The organism is Anaerostipes sp. MSJ-23 (assembly GCF_018918155.1).
GTDB lineage: Bacteria > Bacillota > Clostridia > Lachnospirales > Lachnospiraceae > Anaerostipes.
In genome coordinates, this window is the sequence record NZ_JAHLPY010000002.1 from 309,794 (window position 1) to 329,371 (window position 19,578).

The 19,578-nt window shown below is 35.6% G+C and carries 16 protein-coding genes and 1 pseudogene; 14 read left to right on the forward strand and 3 right to left on the reverse strand.

Annotated features, from left to right (window positions below; translation table 11 throughout):
* Positions 1-146: 146 nt before the first annotated feature.
* The 9 genes and pseudogenes from KQI71_RS03395 (at position 147) to KQI71_RS03435 (ending at position 9,968) form a co-directional block, all read left to right on the forward strand.
* A pseudogene (locus KQI71_RS03395) lies at positions 147-566 on the forward strand (Hsp20/alpha crystallin family protein).
* 406 nt (positions 567-972) lie between these two features.
* A complete protein-coding gene (gene rbsK, locus KQI71_RS03400) occupies positions 973-1,872 on the forward strand; it encodes a ribokinase (protein ID WP_216434091.1) in 900 nt (299 codons plus the stop codon).
* Between the two features lie 108 nt (positions 1,873-1,980).
* The gene (locus KQI71_RS03405) at positions 1,981-3,204 is read left to right on the forward strand and encodes an NRAMP family divalent metal transporter (protein ID WP_216434093.1); all 1,224 of its coding nucleotides are present in this window, start codon (positions 1,981-1,983) and stop codon (positions 3,202-3,204) included.
* Between the two features lie 33 nt (positions 3,205-3,237).
* Positions 3,238-3,966 carry a 5-oxoprolinase subunit PxpB gene (gene pxpB / locus KQI71_RS03410; protein WP_216434095.1) on the forward strand — a complete coding sequence of 243 codons (729 nt, stop codon included), beginning with the start codon at positions 3,238-3,240 and terminating at the stop codon, positions 3,964-3,966.
* Positions 3,967-3,969: 3 nt separating this feature from the next.
* On the forward strand, positions 3,970-4,974 hold the full coding sequence (locus KQI71_RS03415) for a biotin-dependent carboxyltransferase family protein (protein ID WP_216434097.1): 1,005 nt from the start codon (positions 3,970-3,972) through the stop codon (positions 4,972-4,974).
* Positions 4,975-4,991: 17 nt separating this feature from the next.
* Positions 4,992-5,423, forward strand: coding sequence for an acetyl-CoA carboxylase biotin carboxyl carrier protein (gene accB / locus KQI71_RS03420; protein WP_216434099.1), 432 nt, complete (start codon positions 4,992-4,994; stop codon positions 5,421-5,423).
* 12 nt (positions 5,424-5,435) lie between these two features.
* Positions 5,436-6,785 (forward strand): acetyl-CoA carboxylase biotin carboxylase subunit, encoded by a 1,350-nt coding sequence (accC, locus tag KQI71_RS03425; protein WP_216434101.1) that lies wholly within the window; start codon positions 5,436-5,438, stop codon positions 6,783-6,785.
* A 17-nt stretch (positions 6,786-6,802) separates the two neighbouring features.
* Positions 6,803-7,573, forward strand: a complete 771-nt coding sequence (locus KQI71_RS03430; protein WP_216434103.1) for a LamB/YcsF family protein — start codon at positions 6,803-6,805, stop codon at positions 7,571-7,573.
* Between the two features lie 151 nt (positions 7,574-7,724).
* Positions 7,725-9,968 (forward strand): helix-turn-helix transcriptional regulator, encoded by a 2,244-nt coding sequence (locus KQI71_RS03435; protein WP_216434105.1) that lies wholly within the window; start codon positions 7,725-7,727, stop codon positions 9,966-9,968.
* Positions 9,969-10,130: 162 nt separating this feature from the next.
* On the opposite strand, the gene thrH is transcribed toward KQI71_RS03435, so the two are convergent.
* On the reverse strand, positions 10,131-10,736 hold the full coding sequence (thrH, locus tag KQI71_RS03440) for a bifunctional phosphoserine phosphatase/homoserine phosphotransferase ThrH (protein WP_216434107.1): 606 nt from the start codon (positions 10,734-10,736) through the stop codon (positions 10,131-10,133).
* An 818-nt stretch (positions 10,737-11,554) separates the two neighbouring features.
* On the opposite strand from thrH, the gene KQI71_RS03445 reads away from it, so the two are divergent.
* The 5 genes from KQI71_RS03445 to KQI71_RS03465 all read left to right on the forward strand — a co-directional run bounded on the left by KQI71_RS03445 (position 11,555) and on the right by KQI71_RS03465 (position 17,453).
* On the forward strand, positions 11,555-12,013 hold the full coding sequence (locus KQI71_RS03445; RefSeq protein ID WP_216434109.1) for an Hsp20/alpha crystallin family protein: 459 nt from the start codon (positions 11,555-11,557) through the stop codon (positions 12,011-12,013).
* Between the two features lie 157 nt (positions 12,014-12,170).
* Entirely contained in the window at positions 12,171-12,701 is a 531-nt protein-coding gene (locus KQI71_RS03450; protein ID WP_216434112.1) for a flavodoxin family protein, read from the forward strand.
* 122 nt (positions 12,702-12,823) lie between these two features.
* Positions 12,824-15,409: an ATP-dependent chaperone ClpB gene (gene clpB / locus KQI71_RS03455; protein WP_216434114.1), complete on the forward strand. Its 2,586-nt coding sequence runs from the start codon at positions 12,824-12,826 to the stop codon at positions 15,407-15,409.
* A gap of 229 nt (positions 15,410-15,638) precedes the next feature.
* Positions 15,639-16,463, forward strand: a complete 825-nt coding sequence (locus KQI71_RS03460) for a MurR/RpiR family transcriptional regulator (protein WP_216434116.1) — start codon at positions 15,639-15,641, stop codon at positions 16,461-16,463.
* Positions 16,464-16,604: 141 nt separating this feature from the next.
* Entirely contained in the window at positions 16,605-17,453 is an 849-nt protein-coding gene (locus tag KQI71_RS03465) for a Cof-type HAD-IIB family hydrolase (RefSeq protein ID WP_216434118.1), read from the forward strand.
* A gap of 164 nt (positions 17,454-17,617) precedes the next feature.
* On the opposite strand, the gene KQI71_RS03470 is transcribed toward KQI71_RS03465, so the two are convergent.
* Complete coding sequence (locus KQI71_RS03470; RefSeq protein ID WP_216434120.1) at positions 17,618-17,830, reverse strand: FeoA family protein; 213 nt, start codon at positions 17,828-17,830, stop codon at positions 17,618-17,620.
* A 105-nt stretch (positions 17,831-17,935) separates the two neighbouring features.
* Positions 17,936-19,495: a ClC family H(+)/Cl(-) exchange transporter gene (locus tag KQI71_RS03475; protein ID WP_216434195.1), complete on the reverse strand. Its 1,560-nt coding sequence runs from the start codon at positions 19,493-19,495 to the stop codon at positions 17,936-17,938.
* Positions 19,496-19,578 lie beyond the last annotated feature (83 nt).

Here is a 19,578-nt window from a genome sequence, read left to right on the forward strand (position 1 = left end):
CTAATAATAGGTGTTATAGTACATATAGAACGAAGGAGGAGGATCGAAAGAGGGATTCCTAATCTGGAGTTTTGGTAAACAACACTTGAGAATCCAATCATTCAGGAGTGCTTCTATAAAAAGTCTTTTGAAAGGAGATATGACTTATGTTAATGCCTAGTGTTTTTGGAGAAAATGTATAGGATAGCTTTTTTGAGGATCCATTTAAAGGATATGATTATAGTGGAGCAGAATTGATGAAAACAGATGTGAAAGATACCGATCATGGATATGAAGTTACAATGAATCTGCCTGGTGTAAAAAAAGAAGATGTTAAGGCAGAATTAAAAGATAGATATCTAACGGTTAGTGCGACAGCAAATTCGAAAAATGATGAGAAAGATAAAGAAGGAAAATATATTCGAAAAGAGCGTTATAGCGGTTCTTGTAGCAGAACTTTTTATGTAGGAGAAAGTGTAAAGCAAGAAGATATTAAAGCAAAATTTGAAAATGGTACATTGAAGTTTCTCGTACCAAAAGAGGAAGTAAAGCCGAAAGAAGAAAAAAAATATATTTCAATTAAGTAAGCTTTTTTATAAAAACCATCCACTTTTTTAAAATATTATATATGAAAGATATAAGTATTTTAGAAAGGCAAGGAATCCTCTACCGCTAAGTGAAACGAAGGCAGGGGAAGAAATTGTGAAAGCAACTTAACAGCAACGGTGGGCGGGGAGAAATTGATATTCCTCGCTGATACGAGGCCGAGCATAGTCGGTATGAGTCTGGCATGTCAGGCTCCGTAAAATTACCGACTGTGAATTGAAACAATGGAAGGTTAACAGATGGCTTTGGTCATCTGATGATCAAAACTCTTATCTCTTTATAAACATATATTTATAGTAAAACGGAAAACCGGCAGAGCAGTTTTTATTGCTTATGCCGGTTTTTCTGTTTTATAATATGAAGATAAGATGAGTAAAGGAGAAATTTATGTCAAAACAAAAAAAGATTGCGGTGATTGGAAGTATCAATGAGGATATGTCTGTAATTGCGGAGCGAATCCCGACAAAAGGAGAGACTGTGTATGGTGATCGTGTAACATATCATCCTGGAGGGAAGGGAGCAAATCAGGCAGTAGCAATGGTAAGACTTGGAGCACAGGTAGAAATGTTTGGCTGTGTTGGAAACGATGCTAGTGGAGAAAGAATGCTGAAAAATTTAAAAAAGAATGGAATTGTTACGGATCATATCAAAGTATTAGATGATGTCCATACAGGGCTGGCAGTCATTACAATTGGTGATCATGATAATACGATTGTTATCGTTTCAGGTGCTAACGAAAGAGTTGATAAAAACTATGTAGATGAAATCAAAGAAATACTGAAGAATTATGATATGGTTGTGCTCCAGCACGAAATTCCATTAGATACTGTGCATTATGTTGTAGAATTTTGCAGTGAACATAAGATTCCGGTAACATTAAATCCAGCTCCAGCAGCAAAGATACCGATGGAAATTGTAGAAAAAGTAACCTATTTAACACCGAATGAACATGAAGCCAAATTGATTTTTGGAGATAAATTTTCGACAGAAGAGTTATTGAGAAAATACCCTGAAAAATTGTTCATTACACAGGGAGAAAAAGGGGTTTGTACTTGTCTGAAAACAGGAGAAGTTCTGACAGTTCCGGCAAGAAAGTCAAGCGTTGTTGATACAACAGGTGCTGGAGATACATTGAATGGAGCTTTTGCAGTAAGAATTGCATATGGAGATTGTATGAAAAAGGCATTAAAATATGCAAATACAGCAGCAGGATTATCTGTAGAAAAACTTGGAGCACAAGAAGGAATGCCAATTGCTGCTGATGTGGAGAATGAAATAAAAGAATAAAATGGAGAATCGACATTATTTTTCTATAAATGAGAAAGTATTTGCAAATTTTCTGAAAGTTCGGTATAATTGGACTATTATAACAAAATAGAAAGGAAAAATAATGTTATGAAAAAAAACAATAATAAAAAGAGTGCAAGCGTTTTAATTGGCGCAGCATTTCTTATGGCAACATCAGCCATTGGACCTGGTTTTCTGACACAGACGGGTAAATTTACAGATAGTCTGAAAGGAAGTTTTGGTTTTGTTATTTTAGTTTCTGTCATTTTAGCTGCGATTGTTCAGTTGAATGTATGGAGAGTTCTTTGTGTATCGGGAATGAGAGGTCAAGATGTTGCAAATAAAGTACTACCAGGCCTTGGATATGTCATTGCATTCCTTGTTGTTGCAGGTGGTCTTGTATTTAATATTGGAAATGTTGGTGGAGGAGCTCTTGGATTTAATACATTGCTTGGAATTCCTACTATGTGGGGCTATTTTATTGCAGGAGCGATTGCCGTTATCGTTTTTTTGTTTAAAAATGCGTTAAATGCAATGGATAATTTGACAAAGATTCTTGGTGGCCTTATGATTGTTGTTATTTTTATTGTCATCTTGATTGTGCAGCCTCCAGTTGGACTTGCTGCAAAAGAAACAGTTGTGCCAAGCGCATCTATGAAAGATATTTTTCCAGCAATTCTTACGCTTCTTGGTGGAACCGTTGGTGGATATATTACATTTGCGGGAGCACATCGTTTAATCGATTCTGGAATTACCAAAAAAGAAAATTTAAGTGAAATTACAAAAAGTTCAGTTATGGGAATTGGAATCGCAACAATTGTGCGTATTTTTATGTTTTTAGCAGTTCTTGGAGTCGTTGTTGAGACAGCAACTTCACCAGCTCATGCGTTAGATCCATCCAATCCGGCTGCAGATGCATTTCTTCAGGGAGCAGGACAGATTGGATATCGTTTCTTTGGACTTGTATTGTTGTGTGCAGCGATCACATCAATTGTAGGATGTGCATATACTTCTGTATCTTTCCTGAAAACATTTAGTAAAACGATTGAAAAAAATGAAAAATGGTTTATTGTCGGATTTATTGTGATTAGTACGGTAGGTATGGCATTGGCAGGACAGCCGGCTGTATTGCTTGTTCTTGCGGGAGCATTAAATGGATTAATTCTTCCGATCACACTTGGAGTATGTTTAATTGCTTCTAAAAAACCTTCCATTATGGGAGAAGATTATCATCATCCAACAATTCTTCTGATTCTTGGAATTATCGTTGTTATTGTTTCAGCATATCTTGGAATTACATCACTTGGGAGTCTTACAGCACTCTTCTCATAACGTGCGTGCATAACGGAAAGGAGTCATTGACAAATGGAAGAAATAAAGATTTACACAGCTGGCGATTCTTCTTTACTAATTGAATTCGGTAAAGAAATCTCTGCAGAAATCAATGCTAAGATTACCGCTTTTGTTCATTTATTAAAAGTACAACATATTGAAGGCGTAACAGATATGATTCCAGCATTTACTAGTCTTTTAATTAATTATGATCCAAGAGTCGTAACTTATGCGGCTTTAAAAAAACGCCTAGAAAAACTTTTAAAATTAGATGTGAACGAGGAAACCTCATCTTCAAAGATTTTTGAAATTCCAGTATGTTATGGTGGCGAGTATGGACCAGATCTTGACCATATAGCAAAACATGCAGGATTGACAGCAGAGGAAGTAATAAGAATTCATTCTTCGAAAGACTATCTTATTTATATGCTTGGATTTTTACCTGGATTTTCTTATCTTGGAGGATTGGATGAACGCATTCATACACCTCGTCTTGCAAATCCAAGAATTAAGATTCCAGCAGGAAGTGTTGGAATTGGAGGTTCTCAAACTGGAATTTATCCATTGGATTCGCCGGGAGGATGGCAGTTACTTGGTATGACACCGGTAAAAACATATGATCCGCAAAGAAAAGTTCCAATTTTGTTTGAAGCAGGAGATTATATTCGTTTTATTCCTGTATCAGAGGAAGAGTACTTAAAAATAAAAGAACAGGTGGAAAATGGAACTTATGAATGTGTAACTCATCCAAAGGAGGTGTAATCAATGGGAATTCGTATTTTAAAGGCAGGTATGCTTACAACAGTCCAGGACCTTGGAAGAACCGGTTATCAAAGCCAGGGATTTAGTGTATCTGGAGTCATGGATGTGAGGTCTTTTAAGATTGCAAATCTTCTTCTGGATAATCCGGAAAATGAGGCAGTGCTTGAGTTTACCTTGATGGGACCTACCCTTGAGTTTACCTCAGAAACAATTATTGCGATTACTGGTGGAGATTTCAAACCTCAGGTAAATGGAAAACCGATTAAAATGTACACAGCAGTTTATATGCATCGTGGAGATATCCTGACATTTGGAGGAGCCCGCACAGGAACAAGAGGATATATTGCATTTTCAAGCTATTTGGATATTCCGGTTGTGATGGGAAGTCGTTCAACAAATATTAAATGTGGTATTGGCGGATTTAAAGGTAGAAAATTGATAGACGAAGATTACATTGGATTTCGTGCAAAGAGAAGATATTTGCCATACTATTTATCAAGGAGTCTTGATTTAGATGAATTTGATCAGGATCAGGTAACTTTAAGAGTTGTGATGGGGCCACAGGATCAATATTTTACAGCAGCAGGAAGAAAGACTTTTTTAAATTCAGAATATACAGTCACTAGTGAGTTCGATCGTATGGGATGCAGATTGGAAGGTCCGTTTATTGCTTACAAAACAACATCAGATATTATTTCGGATGGAATTGCTTTTGGTTCTGTTCAGGTTCCAAGCCATGGCAAACCAATTATTTTATTATCAGACCGTCAGACTACCGGTGGATATGCAAAGATTGCAACGGTTATTTCAGTAGATATTCCAAAACTTGTACAGAGAAAGACGGATCAAAAGATAAGATTCCAGGCAGTAACTGTAGAAGAAGCACAAAAACTTCTTCTAGATGAAGTAAAAGAAATGAATCATTTCCGTAAGGAAATTTATCAGCCTTGTAAAGAAGTGCTGGATTGTCGTTTAGTGGCAAAGAGAATCAGCAAATTGTTTGAGTAGAAAAGGAGCAAGTACTTATGGATTTAGAAAAAATTGAAAAATTGGTAAAAATTATTGAAAATTCTTCGATGTTAGAATTTAGCCTTCAGGAAGGCAATAAAAAAATTAAAATGAGCAGACGTGGAACTGCAGGAGCTGTAGGAGAACCAGTAGCTGTTGTTACACAACAGCCAGCGCAGACAGAACAGACAGAAACGGAAGATGAAACCTATATTACTTCTCCAATTGTTGGTACTTTTTATTCTGCACCATCACCAGATGCAAAAGCATTTGTAAAAGTTGGTGATAGAGTGAAAGCAGGACAGACCGTATGTATTCTTGAAGCAATGAAACTGATGAACGAAATTGAAAGTGACTTTGACTGTGAAATTGAGGCAGTTCTTGTAAGTAATGAGCAGAAGATCGAATATGGTCAGCCGCTATTTAAGGTAAAAAAACTGGATGACTAAGGAGGCGCTTTTATGTTTCGAAGTATATTAATTGCCAATCGTGGTGAGATTGCCGTACGAATTATCCGTGCCTGCCGCAATATGGGAATCAAAAGTGTAGCTGTTTACTCAAAAGAGGACAAGGATAGTCTTCATGTACAACTTGCAGATCGTCGAGTATGTATTGGAGAAGGACCAGCAAGGAACAGCTATTTGAATATGGAACGAATTATTTCTGCAGCAAAAAATACAGATGCAGATGCAATTCATCCAGGATTTGGATTTTTATCAGAAAATGCTGAGTTTGTTCGTCTTTGTGAAGAAAATGGTATTGCATTTATTGGACCTAGTGCAGAAGTTATTGATAGTATGGGAAATAAATCTCATGCAAGAAAAACAATGATGGAAGCAGGGGTTCCGGTTGTTCCTGGGACAAAAGATCCAGTTTATGATACGGAAACTGGAGAAAAATTGGCTGATAAAATTGGTTATCCGGTAATGATCAAGGCATCTTCCGGAGGCGGTGGAAAAGGAATGCGTGTGTCAAGATCAAAAGATGATTTTGAATTTAATTTTAATATGGCACAGAGAGAATCAGCAAATGCCTTTGGTGATGATACAATGTATATTGAAAAATTTGTTGAAAATCCAAGGCATGTAGAAATTCAGGTGATGGCAGATAACTTTGGAAATGTTGTAGCACTTGGAGAACGTGATTGTTCGGTGCAAAGAAATCATCAGAAATTAATTGAGGAATCTCCTTCTCCAGCAATTACTGATGAAATTAGACAGTCTATGAATCATGATGCGATTCTTGCAGCAAAAGCTGTTCACTACACAAATGCCGGAACCGTGGAGTTCATTTTAGATCCAAAAGGAACTTATTATTTTATGGAAATGAATACCCGTATTCAAGTAGAACATGGGGTTACAGAAATGGTAACGGGAACGGATTTGATCATTGAACAGATCCGTGTTGCTATGGGGCTTCCATTGAGTTTTACACAGGAGGATGTTCATCCGTGTGGGCATGCAATTGAATGTCGTATCAATGCAGAAATACCGGAAAAGAACTTTATGCCAAGTCCTGGAGTTGTCAAACATCTTCATCTTCCGGCGGGAAATGGTGTGCGTGTCGATACCGCACTTTATACAGGTTATCGGATACCATCAGAATATGATTCAATGATTGCAAAAGTCATTGTTCATGCACCAGATCGAGATGCAGCATTACAAAAAATGAGATCTGCATTGGATGAAATGGTGATTCTTGGCGTGGAAACAAATCTTGACTTCCAGTATCAGTTAATGCAGAATCCAGAATTTTGTGAAGGAAAAGCAGATACAGGGTTTATTGAAAGACTTCTTCGGTTGGATGAATAAGAAAGGCAGGCATGAATATGTATCAAATAGATTTAAATAGTGATCTTGGAGAAAGTTTTGGACGTTATACGATTGGAATGGATGATAAGATTATTCCTTTGATTTCCTCTGCGAACATCGCATGTGGATTTCATGCATCTGATCCGGTTGTCATGACACAAGCGATTGAACAAACAAAAAAAGCAGGAATTAAGATCGGAGCTCATCCGGGACTGCCAGATCTGATGGGATTTGGTAGAAGAAATATGGCAATTTCTCCAGAAGAAGCAAAAGCTTATACATTATATCAAATCAGTGCTCTAGGAGGTATGTGCAAGGCACATGGAATCAAACTTCAACATGTAAAACCACATGGAGCACTGTATAATATGGCTGCGAAAGATTATGAGCTTTCAAAAGCCATTTGTGAAGCTATCTATTCTTATGATTCAGAGCTGATTGTTATGGGGCTTTCCGGAAGTGAGACAATCCGTGCGGCAAAAGACTGCGGATTAAAAACAGCCAGTGAGGTATTTGCAGATCGTGCATATGAAGAAGATGGAACTCTTGTAAACAGACGTAAACAAGGAGCTATGATTGAAGATGAAGAAGAGGCGATTGCTCGTGTTATTCGTATGGTAAAAGAAGGCAAGGTAACATCTATTACAGGGAAAGATATTGAAATTCAAGCCGATTCTGTATGTGTCCATGGAGATGGACAAAAAGCGTTGCTTTTTGTAGAAAAAATTAGAAAAGCATTGGCAGAAAATGAAATTGAAATTTGTCCGTTAGAACAAAAAATTAAATAAAAAAAGAAAAGGCGTTGCATTTTTGTAACGTCTTTTTTTATACCATAAAGAAATTTGTTTTTTAAGACTATCCTTTCGGATAGTTCCAAAAATAGACAAGCTTTGATAGGATAGTCTTAAGAGGATTTAGAATCTTGAGGGGGAGGGCATTATGCAAAAGACAGTAAAAAATATGAAAGAAAATTACATATGCTCACAAAAAGCAATTCGGAAATTAAGATCAGCTTGTAAATTTCGTACTCCATTATATCTTTATGGAGTTACAGGAATTGGGAAAACTTCTTTAGTTTTGAATAATCTTCGGATGAAACATTGCAGTTATTATAGTGCTGCGCAAGTAGATGCCGAAGAAATTATGATAAAGGAGCAGACTTCTATCTATACAGTAATTATTGATGATCTTCATTGTGTTTCAAGTGTTGAACAGAGGGAAGCTTATTGTAAAAAAATTGGAAAGCTGTTAGAAAGAGAAAATATCTGGCTGATATTAATTGCAAGATGCCCATTTCCAAGATGGTTGCTGGAGTTTCGTACAAAATACATTTTTATAGAAATTCCAGAAGAAGATTTTCTTCTTTCTAGAGAGGAGCAGACGTTATACCTGGAACAATTTGATTTGCATATTTCGGAGGAAATTCAGCAAGAAGTATGGGGGTTAGCTAGAGGAAATCCAATGCCTTTATTATTTTTGGTCATGGAGAAAGGAGATTTGGAACGGGGCAAGAAACGACAATGGGATTTTCTAGAAACGCATGTATATGATCAGTGGAATATAGAACTACAGGAATTTTTTATGGATGTTTCGATTGTGGAGACATTTACAGTAAAGCTTGCTGCAATGCTCACAGGCAGAAGCGATGTTGAAAAATTAATTGCAGAAGCTGAGGTGACTGGAAATTTCTTTGAGATCAGCGGCATAGAAGGAATTTGGAAATGCCGTTGGGCTATGAGACAGTCTATGCAGCAGCGACTTCATAGGAGAAGAACAACAGAACAAATTCAAAGGCTATATTATACGGCTGGTTTATATTATGAATTGGAAAATCAAATACCACAGGCACTTTCTATGTATGAAAAATATAATGATATGGAAAGTATTTCAAGGTTATTAATTTCTAATGCAAGAAAGAATCCGTCCAGTGGTCATTATTATGAATTGCGTAGATATTATTTGCAATTACCGGATGATATTGTGGAAAATAGTCCTGTGCTTATGGCGGGAATCAGTCTTTTGCAGTCTATGTTCATGAATGTAGAAGAGAGTGAACGATGGTTTCATGCGTTGGAAAGATATGTGCAAAAACATACTGGAGGTCTAAGAAAAGAGGCGAGGAGCAGGATCCTTTACTTGAAAATTGCACTTCCACATACAGGTACTATCCATATGATTGATATCCTGAAAAATGCAGATTTATTATTGCGCAGCAGACAGACTTTTCTTCCAGAATTTTCTGTAACAAGTAATTTACCTTCCATGATGAATGGCGGAAAGGATTTTTGTGAATGGAGCAAAAAGGATAAAGAGCTAGCCATGAGTATTGGAAAAATAGTGGAATTTGTTCTTGGGAAATATGGAAAAGGTCTTGTGAATCTTGCTTTGGCAGAAAGTTATCTAGAAAAAGGTGAGGATTCCTTTGAAATTTTTTCTTATGCAGAAAAAATCCTTTTGAGTTTACGAAAACGTGCAAAAAAGGAAGCACCAAATCTTCTTGCTAATTTAGACACGTTTGTTTGCAGAGTGCATTTGTATCAGGGACGTGATGTTTCAAAATGGATGGAACAATCTCCTAATGAAAATCAGGAATTTTGTACTATGGAACGCTTTCAATATCTTACAAAAGTAAGGATTTACATTCAGATGCGGAAATATGAAGCAGCCTATTGTCTCCTTCAGCAAATTTTATATTATGCGAAAATGATGGAACGTACTTATATTTATATGGAAGCAACCCTTCTATTAGCAATTACACAGTATTGTATGAAACAAGAAGAGTGGAAAGATAACCTTCAAAAGTGTATTAGTCAGGCGGAAGGATATCATTTTGTTCGACTGTTTACGAGAGAAGGGCCAGTCGTTTTGCCGATGATAGAAAATGAAAAGTTTATCTGGAAAAATAAAGACTATAAAAGACAGGTGCTTTTAGAATGCAATCAAATGAAAAAAGCTTACCCATTGTATTTAAAGTGTGTCCAAGAGAATCAGGTTGTTTTGAGTAAAAATGCAGTAAAAATTTTAAAACTCCAGGCAGAAGGAATGTCTGCCAATGCCATAGCAGAGCATCTTAAGATTGCAGAGGCAACGGTAAAATATCATAACAGGGAAACATATCGAAAACTTGGAGTAAAAAATAAAACAGCTGCAATTGTGGAAGCGAGAAAAAGAAGGTTAATTTAAAGAAAAAAGTTTGAGAAATTTCTAACAATAAGAAAATCCGCTGGCTATTGAAACGGAAAAAGAGAAAATTCTTAAAAATCTTTAAAAAGGACTGTCGCTGTAAATAGATCAGATGGTGTATCATCACTAAAACGTCAGTCCTTTTGTAATCTTCTTAAAATATTATGCTTCTATGGCTTCCTTAATCGCATCATAAAGCTCATCATAAGTTTCAAATGCCGGAATATCTGGGTATTCAGCCTTGATAGTATCCGTGCTCTTAAATAAGAATCCTGCTTTGCTTGCCTGGATCATGCCAAGATCATTATGGCTGTCTCCGCTGGCAATAGTATCATATCCGATAGATTGCAGTGCTTTTACTGTAGTATATTTAGATTTTTCACAACGCATTTTGAAATCTGTGATTTCTCCATTATCTGCAACTACAAGGGAATTGCAGAAAATCGTTGGATATCCAAGTTTTTTCATAAGTGGGCCTGCAAACTGAGAGAAAGTATCACTGATAATAATTACCTGAGTTAGTTCTCTAAGTTTGTCCAAAAATTCTTTTGCACCTGGAATAGGGTCAATTTTGGAAATCGTTTCTTGAATTTCCTTCAGACCAAGACCATGTTCTTTCAAAATATTAAGACGATATTTCATTAATTTGTCATAATCTGGTTCATCTCTGGTTGTCTTTCGAAGTTCCGGGATACCAGTCTCTTCTGCAAATGCAATCCAAATTTCAGGGACTAATACACCTTCCAGGTCTAAACATACAATTTCCATATTTCCTCCATTCTGATGCAGTAATTTCTTTAAGAAATTGCTGCTTCTTGCTGTGTATATTTTTCAAGTACTTATTATAACGGAAAAATACAAAAAGTTCTACAAAAAATATTAATATTTTTTGTAGGATTATAAGCGAGAATCTTCAACAATTTCATTATTGATATGAAAGCATTTGGCAATTATGTATTATTGAACCTATGGTTCCATTTTCTTTGACTTATCATGTATTGATTATTGCCTATGTTTTCTAATATTTTCACTTATTATCATGTAATCCAATATAAATACAAATATTTGTAAAAATGAATACTCCAATAATATATATATCAACGAACTTTTTAAATATGAAGAAATAGATTAGAGCACCTAATATCCAAATACTGTCTACGATAACAAATGTTCGAATCATTTTATGATCCAGATTTTTTTTCATAAATAAAATCCTTTCGTTTTTTGTAGAGGGAAACCAACTGCCTTTAGGCGGTGGAAGGAATTCTTACATATTTTAACATTTGAAGACACGATATGCAACATGAAGAATTGTTTAGCGCTTATCCGGATAAGTGGATCAAAGAGGTTTATAATTGCTGCATAGAATCACCAAAGAAGTGAGATTCTTAGGATTTTTATAAAAAATTTAAAAAATTAGCACTCACCTATTGACAGTGCTAATAATAGGTGTTATAGTACATATAGAACGAAGGAGGAGGGATCGAGAGAGAACCGAAACTGGAAGTTCCAAAGAAAACAACACTTAAGAATCGAACCATTCAAGAGTGCCAAAATATATGAATTTTTGAAAGGGGATATGATTTATGTTAATGCCTAGTATTTTTAATGATAATTTATTTGATGACTTTTTTGGATTCCCATTTTATGATGATAAAGATGAAAAGAAGATTGAAAAGAAACTTTATGGACATCATGCAAGTAATCTGATGAAGACAGATATTAAAGAATTGAAAGATGGTTATGAAGTAGAAATCGATCTTCCTGGATTTAAGAAAGATGAAGTAAAAGCAGAACTTCATGATGGATATTTAACAGTCAGTGCAGCAAAAGGTCTTGATCAGGATGAGAAAGAAAAAGATACTGGTAAATATATTCGTCGAGAACGTTATGCAGGAGCAATGCAAAGAAGCTATTATGTAGGAAAAGATGTTACAGAAGAAGATATCAAAGGTGAATTCAAACATGGTATTTTGAAACTATTTGTTCCAAAGAAAGAAGCACCAAAAGCAGAAGAAAAGAAATATATTTCAATCGAAGGCTGATGATATTGTTTTTTGAAATAAAAGAGATTGGAAGCCGGCACGAAAAGTTGGAAAGCTTTTTATGCCGGCTTTCCTCTACCTATAAATTTTCTTTGTGATATGATATTGTGTATTATATATAGAAGAAACACAAAAAATAAATGGAGGAATCATTATTATGAAGATAACAGTTTTAAATGGAAGTCCAAGAAAGAATGGAAATACACAAATAATGGTGGAGGCATTGAAAGAGGGAGCAGAGAAAAATCAACAGGAAGTAACCATTTTAAATGTCGCAAATAAAAACATAAAAGGATGTCTTGGCTGTAAATATTGTTATTCCCATGGCGGAACGTGTGTACAAAAAGATGATATGGTGCATATCCTTGATGAATTAAAGAATACAGATATGGTAGTTTTTGCGTCTCCGATTTACTGGTTTGATATTACAGCACAGTTAAAGACGGTGATAGATCGTTTATATGCATGTGGAAGTACTGGTTTCCATTTTCATAAAACAGCATTATTATTAGATGCTGGTGCTGATCACGTTTTTGATGCGGCAATAACCCAGTATAAAGCAATGACTTCTTATTTAAAATGGGAAGATATGGGAATTATAAAGGTTCCAAATATGCTAGAAAAAGGGAGTATGAAAGTCTGTCCACAGCTTGAAGAAGTAAGAAAGTTTGGAGAAAGTTTAAAATAAAAGAAAAGAATTAGCACTCACATATTGACAGTGCTAATAATAAGTGTTATATTACGAATAGAACAAGAGATAAGAGGTTATCTTAAGAGAGATAAGATTTAATCCGTAAAGGAGGAAGAGCTATGAACATTAATAAATTTACACAAAAGTCCATTGAAGCAGTGAACAAATGTGAAAAGATTGCTTATGATTATGGACATCAGGAAATAGATCAGGAACATTTTTTATACAGTTTATTAACAGTAGATGACAGTTTGATTGCCAGCCTTCTGGAAAAGATGGGAATTCAGAAAGATATCTTTTTGAATCAGGTAAAAGAGTTGCTTGAAAAGAAACCGAAAGTTTCTGGCGGACAGGTATATATGAGTAATGATTTAAACCAGGTTTTGCTTCATGGCGAAGATGAAATGAAGGCTATGAGGGACGAATATGTTTCTGTAGAGCACTTATTCCTGGCAATGATCAAACATCCAAATAAAGCCATTAAAGAATTATTCCGTGCTTATGGAATTACGAGAGATCGTTTTCTTGAAGTGCTTTCAAAAATCCGTGGAGGACAGAAGGTAACAAGTGACAATCCAGAAGAGACGTATGACAGTCTTGGAAAATATGGATATGATCTTGTAAAACGTGCAAGAGAACAGAAACTGGATCCTGTTATTGGGCGTGACAGTGAGATTCGAAATGTTATTCGAATTCTTTCCAGAAAGACAAAAAACAATCCGGTTTTAATTGGTGAACCTGGTGTTGGTAAAACAGCAGTTGTAGAAGGATTGGCACAGAGAATTGTCCGTGGCGATGTACCGGATCAGTTAAAAGATAAAACCATTTTCTCACTGGATATGGGATCTTTGGTAGCAGGTGCTAAATACCGTGGTGAATTTGAGGAACGTTTAAAAGCGGTTCTTGAAGAAGTGAAAAAGAGCGATGGACAAATCATTTTGTTCATTGATGAATTGCATACAATCGTTGGTGCAGGTAAAACAGATGGTGCAATGGATGCCGGCAATATGTTAAAACCAATGCTTGCCAGAGGTGAGTTACATTGTATTGGTGCGACAACACTAGATGAATACCGTCAGTATATTGAAAAAGATCAGGCATTGGAACGTCGTTTCCAGCCAGTTATGGTAGATCAGCCAACGGTAGAAGATACAATCTCTATTTTAAGAGGTATCAAAGACCGTTATGAAGTTTACCATGGAGTTAAGATTACAGATGGATCTTTAGTTGCAGCAGCAACATTGTCAAATCGTTATATTACCGACCGTTTCCTTCCAGATAAGGCCATTGACCTTGTCGATGAAGCCTGTGCGATGATTAAGACAGAAATGAACTCTCTGCCAGCAGAGTTGGATGAAGTCCAAAGAAAGATTATGCAGTTAGAAATCGAAGAAGCAGCGCTGAAAAAAGAAGATGACCGATTAAGCAAAGAACGTCTGGAAGAATTACAGAAAGAGCTTGCTGAGATGCGTGAAGACTTTAAGGCAAGAAAGGCAAGATGGGAAAATGAAAAGGCTTCTGTAGAGAAAGTTTCCAAATTAAGAGAAGAAATTGAATCTGTAAATAGTGAAATTCAGATTGCACAGAGAAATTATGATCTTAATAAGGCAGCAGAACTTCAATATGGACGTTTGCCGCAGTTAAAGAAACAACTGGAAGAGGAAGAAGAACGTGTATCAAAAGAAGATCGTTCGATGGTAAGAGAATCTGTTACAGAAGATGAGATTGCCAAGATTATTTCACGCTGGACAGGTATTCCAGTTGCAAAACTGACAGAAAGTGAAAGAAATAAGACATTACACTTAGATAAAATTCTTCACGAGAGAGTTGTTGGACAGGATGAAGCAGTTGAATTGGTTACAGAATCCATCATTCGTTCCAAAGCAGGAATTAAAGATCCAAGTAAACCAATCGGTTCCTTCCTATTCCTTGGACCTACAGGTGTTGGTAAAACAGAACTTGCCAAAGCATTGGCAGAAAGTCTGTTTGATAATGAACAAAACATCGTTCGTATTGACATGAGTGAATATATGGAGAAACATTCCGTGGCAAGATTGATTGGAGCGCCTCCGGGATATGTAGGATATGAAGAAGGAGGACAGTTGACAGAAGCAGTTAGAAGAAAACCATATTCTGTTGTATTGTTTGACGAGATTGAAAAAGCACATCCAGATGTCTTTAACATTCTGTTACAGGTACTTGATGATGGACGTATTACAGATTCCAAAGGTAAGACGGTAGACTTTAAGAATACAATTTTGATTATGACATCGAATATTGGATCTTCTTACTTACTGGAAGGTATCGATGAGAATGGTAATATTAAACCAGAAGCACAAAATATGGTTATGAATGACTTAAAGAATCATTTCCGTCCAGAATTTTTAAATCGTTTGGATGAGACAATTATGTTTAAGCCACTGACAAAAGCGAATATTACAAATATCATCGATTTATTAGTGAAAGATTTGAACCGTCGTCTTTCTGACAAGGAATTAACGGTTGAGTTGACACCAAAAGCAAAAGACTATATTGCTGATCATGGTTATGAACCAATGTATGGTGCAAGACCACTGAAGAGATATCTGCAAAAGAGTGTTGAAACTTTAGCAGCAAGATTGATCTTAAGCGATGGTGTTGATGCAGAAGATACAATTTTAATTGATGTAGAAAATGGAGAATTGACAGCAAAAGTAAAAAAATAAAATAAAGAATGAGTTATCCCCATCCACGAAAAATATTTGCGCGTAGCAGTGCTAAATTTGCAGGGATCATTTATGATCCCTGCGGATGAAGTACAAACGGGTTTATATAATCGTGGAGGGGATATTTTTATTTTATAAACTTAAAATATAGGATTTTAAGTTTGTAACGATTGAAGCATTCTTTTATAATATCTTGTAAAAGGAATATGGTAAGTTGGAGGAAATTACTATGATTTTTGATGAGATTGCGGAAACTTCAAATTTAAATGAGAATGAGCGGCAGCTTCTTCAATATATGATAAATCATATAGAAGAGTTGCCGCATTTGTCTTCTCGTGAGCTTGGACGCAGAATGTTTACAAGCAGTACAGCGGTGCTTCGTTGTATTAAAAAGATGGGTTTTGCAAATTATAATGATTTTAAATTAAATATAAATTCTTATTTGAGAAACTATACAATGAAAGAAGTGAAGGTCTCTGAAAACGATGAATTGTTAGAACTTATGAATAAAATGACAAGTTTAAATGAACAAATTATTCAAAAAACAAAAGAACAAATCTCAGTAAATATTTTGCAGAAAGTGATAGAACAGTTAGACAAGACGACCTTTGTTGATATTATTGCAAATAATGAAAATGCACAAATTGCAGAGTATGCAAGTAGTAATTTATGTAAAATTGGGAAAATGGCGACGGTTTATGAGAATGATAATAAACAAATATCTCTTGGAATGAATGTTCCAAGAGACCATGTAGTAATTGCTGTGTCAAAATACGGAGAAAATATCAATATGTTACGTGCGATGAGGATATTAAAAAAGCGACATATTTCTGTTATTGCAATTACAGGACAAGGAAATGAAACAATGAAAGCAGTAAGTGATGAGATGATCTATGGCGTTTTAGATGAATCTGTCAATAGTTTTACCAATCTTATTTTTACGACTTCGGTAAAATATATTTTCGATCTGGTTTATGCAGTTTTATTTTCGAAGCATTATGATTCCACAATCAAACATGAGGAAATTTTGTTGAAATTATTTGAGAGAAGATAAGCTTTTGTTGCATTGAAACAAAAAATTGTTTATAAAAAGTACGGATATTGTAGCAATGATTCTGTGTTATGAAAATGGATTGAAGAGAATGGAAAAACATTGTATTTTAAGAATATAAGACAGGAAAGTGAGAGGTGCAATATGATAAAATTAGTTGTTTCTGACATGGATGGAACGCTTTTAAACAAAAGTAACCGTGTGACAAAAGAAAGTGTAAATGCAATTCAAAAAATGCAAGAGCAGGGAAAAAAGTTTGTGATTATTACCGGCAGAGATCCCGAGGAAATGAAAAAATTTTGGAAAGAAACAGGAATTGTCTGTGATGTTTTATGTGCAAATGGAGCTTGTGTTTTATCATCTGATGGAAGTGTAAAATATAAGCATATGTTATCTTATGAACAGGTAGAAAAAATCAGCAATGTATTTGAACAATATGATTTAGTGCCAACGTTTTATTCAGATAAAGGTGCTATTTCATTGTTGTTGCCACACGAATATTTCATACATCTAAAAGAGGTGATGGTACCGGCATTTCAGCTATTAGTTCCAAATGCAATCTTTACCGATGAGGATTTGATGGATATTGTGAAGCAAACGATATTTACAAAAAAAGATCATTTAAAAGAGTATGAGATTTTTAAGGTTATCACAAAATCTGTAGATTTAGAAAGACTTTACAAAGCAAAAGAAGAAGTTAAAAAATTGAGTGGGATTTCATCTGTTTCAACTTCAAAGGCTTATATTGAAGCAAATGAGATAAAGGCACAAAAAGGGATAGCGTTAAAGGAATATGCAAAAGAGCATGGAATATCCTTGGAGGAAGTAATTGCTATCGGAGACAATGAAAATGATAGTTCTATGTTATCTATACCGGAGATTCAAAGTGTAGCGATGGGAAACGCGATTGAAGAAATTAAGAATGTTTGTAAATATGAAACAAAAACAAATGATGAAGATGGAGTTGCATACGTTATTCATCATCTAATCTGATGTAAGTAATTGAACAATTAAGTTGGATAACTTGTGATGGAATCATCATGCTTTTAAAAGAGAAGTTTAAAATGAAAAACGAAGATTTAATCAAAAATCATGCTAATTTAGAATAAAAAAATACCCGTACTGAAACTTATTAAGGTTTCAAGACGGGTGTTTTTTTATACCTGGATTCGTCCGGCAATTGCATTTTCCATGGCATAGCGTTTATCTCCTACACCAACAATCATGTAATCGCCACTTCTATTGACAACCTGTACGGTACTTCCTTCTTTTATCTTCAGTTCATGGAGCTTTTCAACAACTTCAGGCAGACCTAACGCCCACTTGACAGTGCAAATTGTTCCCAGTGTTGCTTTTGTTAATGGTTGCATAAAATCCCTCCTTTGAACGTAGTATTTACATCTTTCTTCTATTTTATAAGGAGAGAGTAAGGTTAGTCAATCGCAACATTTAAAAACTGATTTTCTTAACAGAAATCAGATATCGGCCTGGATTTCTCCACAGATTAATTGAATACTTTCGGTTACCATACCGAGATAATTTTCATCAATTAGGGCAATGATCGTATCGCCTGCATGAATTAAGGTGCTTCCTTTTGCAATTAATTCTTCTTCTCCACGATTTAAAGTGACGATCAGACAGTGATCAGGCCATGGTACATCTTTTACTTTTTTTCCATCAGCAATGGAAGCAGCACCTACGGCAAAACCACGTAAAAGTTTATGATCGGCTTCCTTGGTTTCTTCGAAACCATTTTTCGCAAGGATTCTTCCAAGAAGGCTTGCGTAAATCGGTTCACTTTTTAACAGATGAGCAACCAGATAACTGATAATACATACAACAGCCAGTGATAAAAAATGTTCAAAGGTTCCTGTCATTTCTGCAATCAAAAGGATTCCGGTGATCGGAGCGCGAACGATTGCAGTAAAAAATCCAGCCATGGAAATAGTAATAAAGTTGACTAAATAAAAAGATTCTATTCCTGTCATACCGATGACTACGGTTCCATAAATAGCTCCGATATAAGCTCCGAGAATCAGCATTGGGAAAAAGATTCCGCCTGGAGCACCAGATCCAAAACAAAAGGCAGAGAAAAAGAATTTACTAATCAACAGCAATAACATGGTAGACATTAATAATGTATGCCCAGTGATAAGTGAAATCATAGCATGTCCGCCAGCCAGGATGGAAGGTAGTGTATAACATACGATTCCAGAAACAATAAATGGAAGAATAATACGGTATTTTGGCGGAATTTTTTTCATGGCGCCAAAAAGATCTTGTCCTTTTAACATGATGAAGTTATAAAATGCACCGCATAATCCAAGTAAAATTCCAAGGATGACAAGTAGCCAGTAATGATTCAGCGGCAATGCTGCTTTTAAATGAAAATCAAAAACAGGGGAAAGCCCAAATACATTTTTAGAAATAAAATCGGAAACAACGCTTCCAGAAATAATACAGACAAGCATAGAGCTGTTAAAGTTTTTCTGAAGTTCTTCTAGAGAAAACATAACGCCGGCAAGCGGAGCATTAAAAGCAGCTGCAAGTCCGGCTCCTGCACCACATGTCATCATATATCGTTCTTTTGTTGGAGAGGTTTTTGTAATTTTGGCGAGTCCTTTGGCAGCCATTGCACCAAGTTGAACAGATGGACCTTCACGTCCAAGAGAAAGTCCCCCAAGAATACATAAAGTTCCTCCAATAATCTTTGAGATAAGAACACGATACCAATTCTGATTTAAATATCCTTTCATTTCTCCTTGTACTTGAGGAATTCCGCTTCCAGAAGCCATGCCCTCGAAGGACATAAAACAGCCAACAATCCAACCCATCAAAATAAGCACACAAAACCATCCAGCAATCCATAAAGGTTTTCCTTTTGTAAAATGAATGATTGCGAACAATAGTTTCTCAGCATTATTTAAAAGTAGGCGATAGATCACGGATATACAACCGGCAAAAATTCCCACAAGAAGTCCATCTAGGACAAGAGAAACAGAAAATCCATGAGGATTTTCCAGTAAATTTCGCATTTGTTTCAAAATATGTTCCTCCTTCTTCTTTTGTAAATGCATATAATTTATTTTACTACAAAACTATGGTATAATGGGAAAAG

Bases quoted from the DNA above. Each gene is read 5' to 3' on its own strand.
- rbsK (WP_216434091.1), top strand. From the start codon at position 973: ATGTCAAAACAAAAAAAGATTGCGGTGATTGGAAGTATCAATGAGGAT.
- KQI71_RS03405 (WP_216434093.1), top strand. From the start codon at position 1,981: ATGAAAAAAAACAATAATAAAAAGAGTGCAAGCGTTTTAATTGGCGCA.
- pxpB (WP_216434095.1), top strand. From the start codon at position 3,238: ATGGAAGAAATAAAGATTTACACAGCTGGCGATTCTTCTTTACTAATT.
- KQI71_RS03415 (WP_216434097.1), top strand. From the start codon at position 3,970: ATGGGAATTCGTATTTTAAAGGCAGGTATGCTTACAACAGTCCAGGAC.
- accB (WP_216434099.1), top strand. From the start codon at position 4,992: ATGGATTTAGAAAAAATTGAAAAATTGGTAAAAATTATTGAAAATTCT.
- accC (WP_216434101.1), top strand. From the start codon at position 5,436: ATGTTTCGAAGTATATTAATTGCCAATCGTGGTGAGATTGCCGTACGA.
- KQI71_RS03430 (WP_216434103.1), top strand. From the start codon at position 6,803: ATGTATCAAATAGATTTAAATAGTGATCTTGGAGAAAGTTTTGGACGT.
- KQI71_RS03435 (WP_216434105.1), top strand. From the start codon at position 7,725: ATGCAAAAGACAGTAAAAAATATGAAAGAAAATTACATATGCTCACAA.
- thrH (WP_216434107.1), bottom strand. From the start codon at position 10,736: ATGGAAATTGTATGTTTAGACCTGGAAGGTGTATTAGTCCCTGAAATT.
- KQI71_RS03445 (WP_216434109.1), top strand. From the start codon at position 11,555: ATGTTAATGCCTAGTATTTTTAATGATAATTTATTTGATGACTTTTTT.
- KQI71_RS03450 (WP_216434112.1), top strand. From the start codon at position 12,171: ATGAAGATAACAGTTTTAAATGGAAGTCCAAGAAAGAATGGAAATACA.
- clpB (WP_216434114.1), top strand. From the start codon at position 12,824: ATGAACATTAATAAATTTACACAAAAGTCCATTGAAGCAGTGAACAAA.
- KQI71_RS03460 (WP_216434116.1), top strand. From the start codon at position 15,639: ATGATTTTTGATGAGATTGCGGAAACTTCAAATTTAAATGAGAATGAG.
- KQI71_RS03465 (WP_216434118.1), top strand. From the start codon at position 16,605: ATGATAAAATTAGTTGTTTCTGACATGGATGGAACGCTTTTAAACAAA.
- KQI71_RS03470 (WP_216434120.1), bottom strand. From the start codon at position 17,830: ATGCAACCATTAACAAAAGCAACACTGGGAACAATTTGCACTGTCAAG.
- KQI71_RS03475 (WP_216434195.1), bottom strand. From the start codon at position 19,495: ATGCGAAATTTACTGGAAAATCCTCATGGATTTTCTGTTTCTCTTGTC.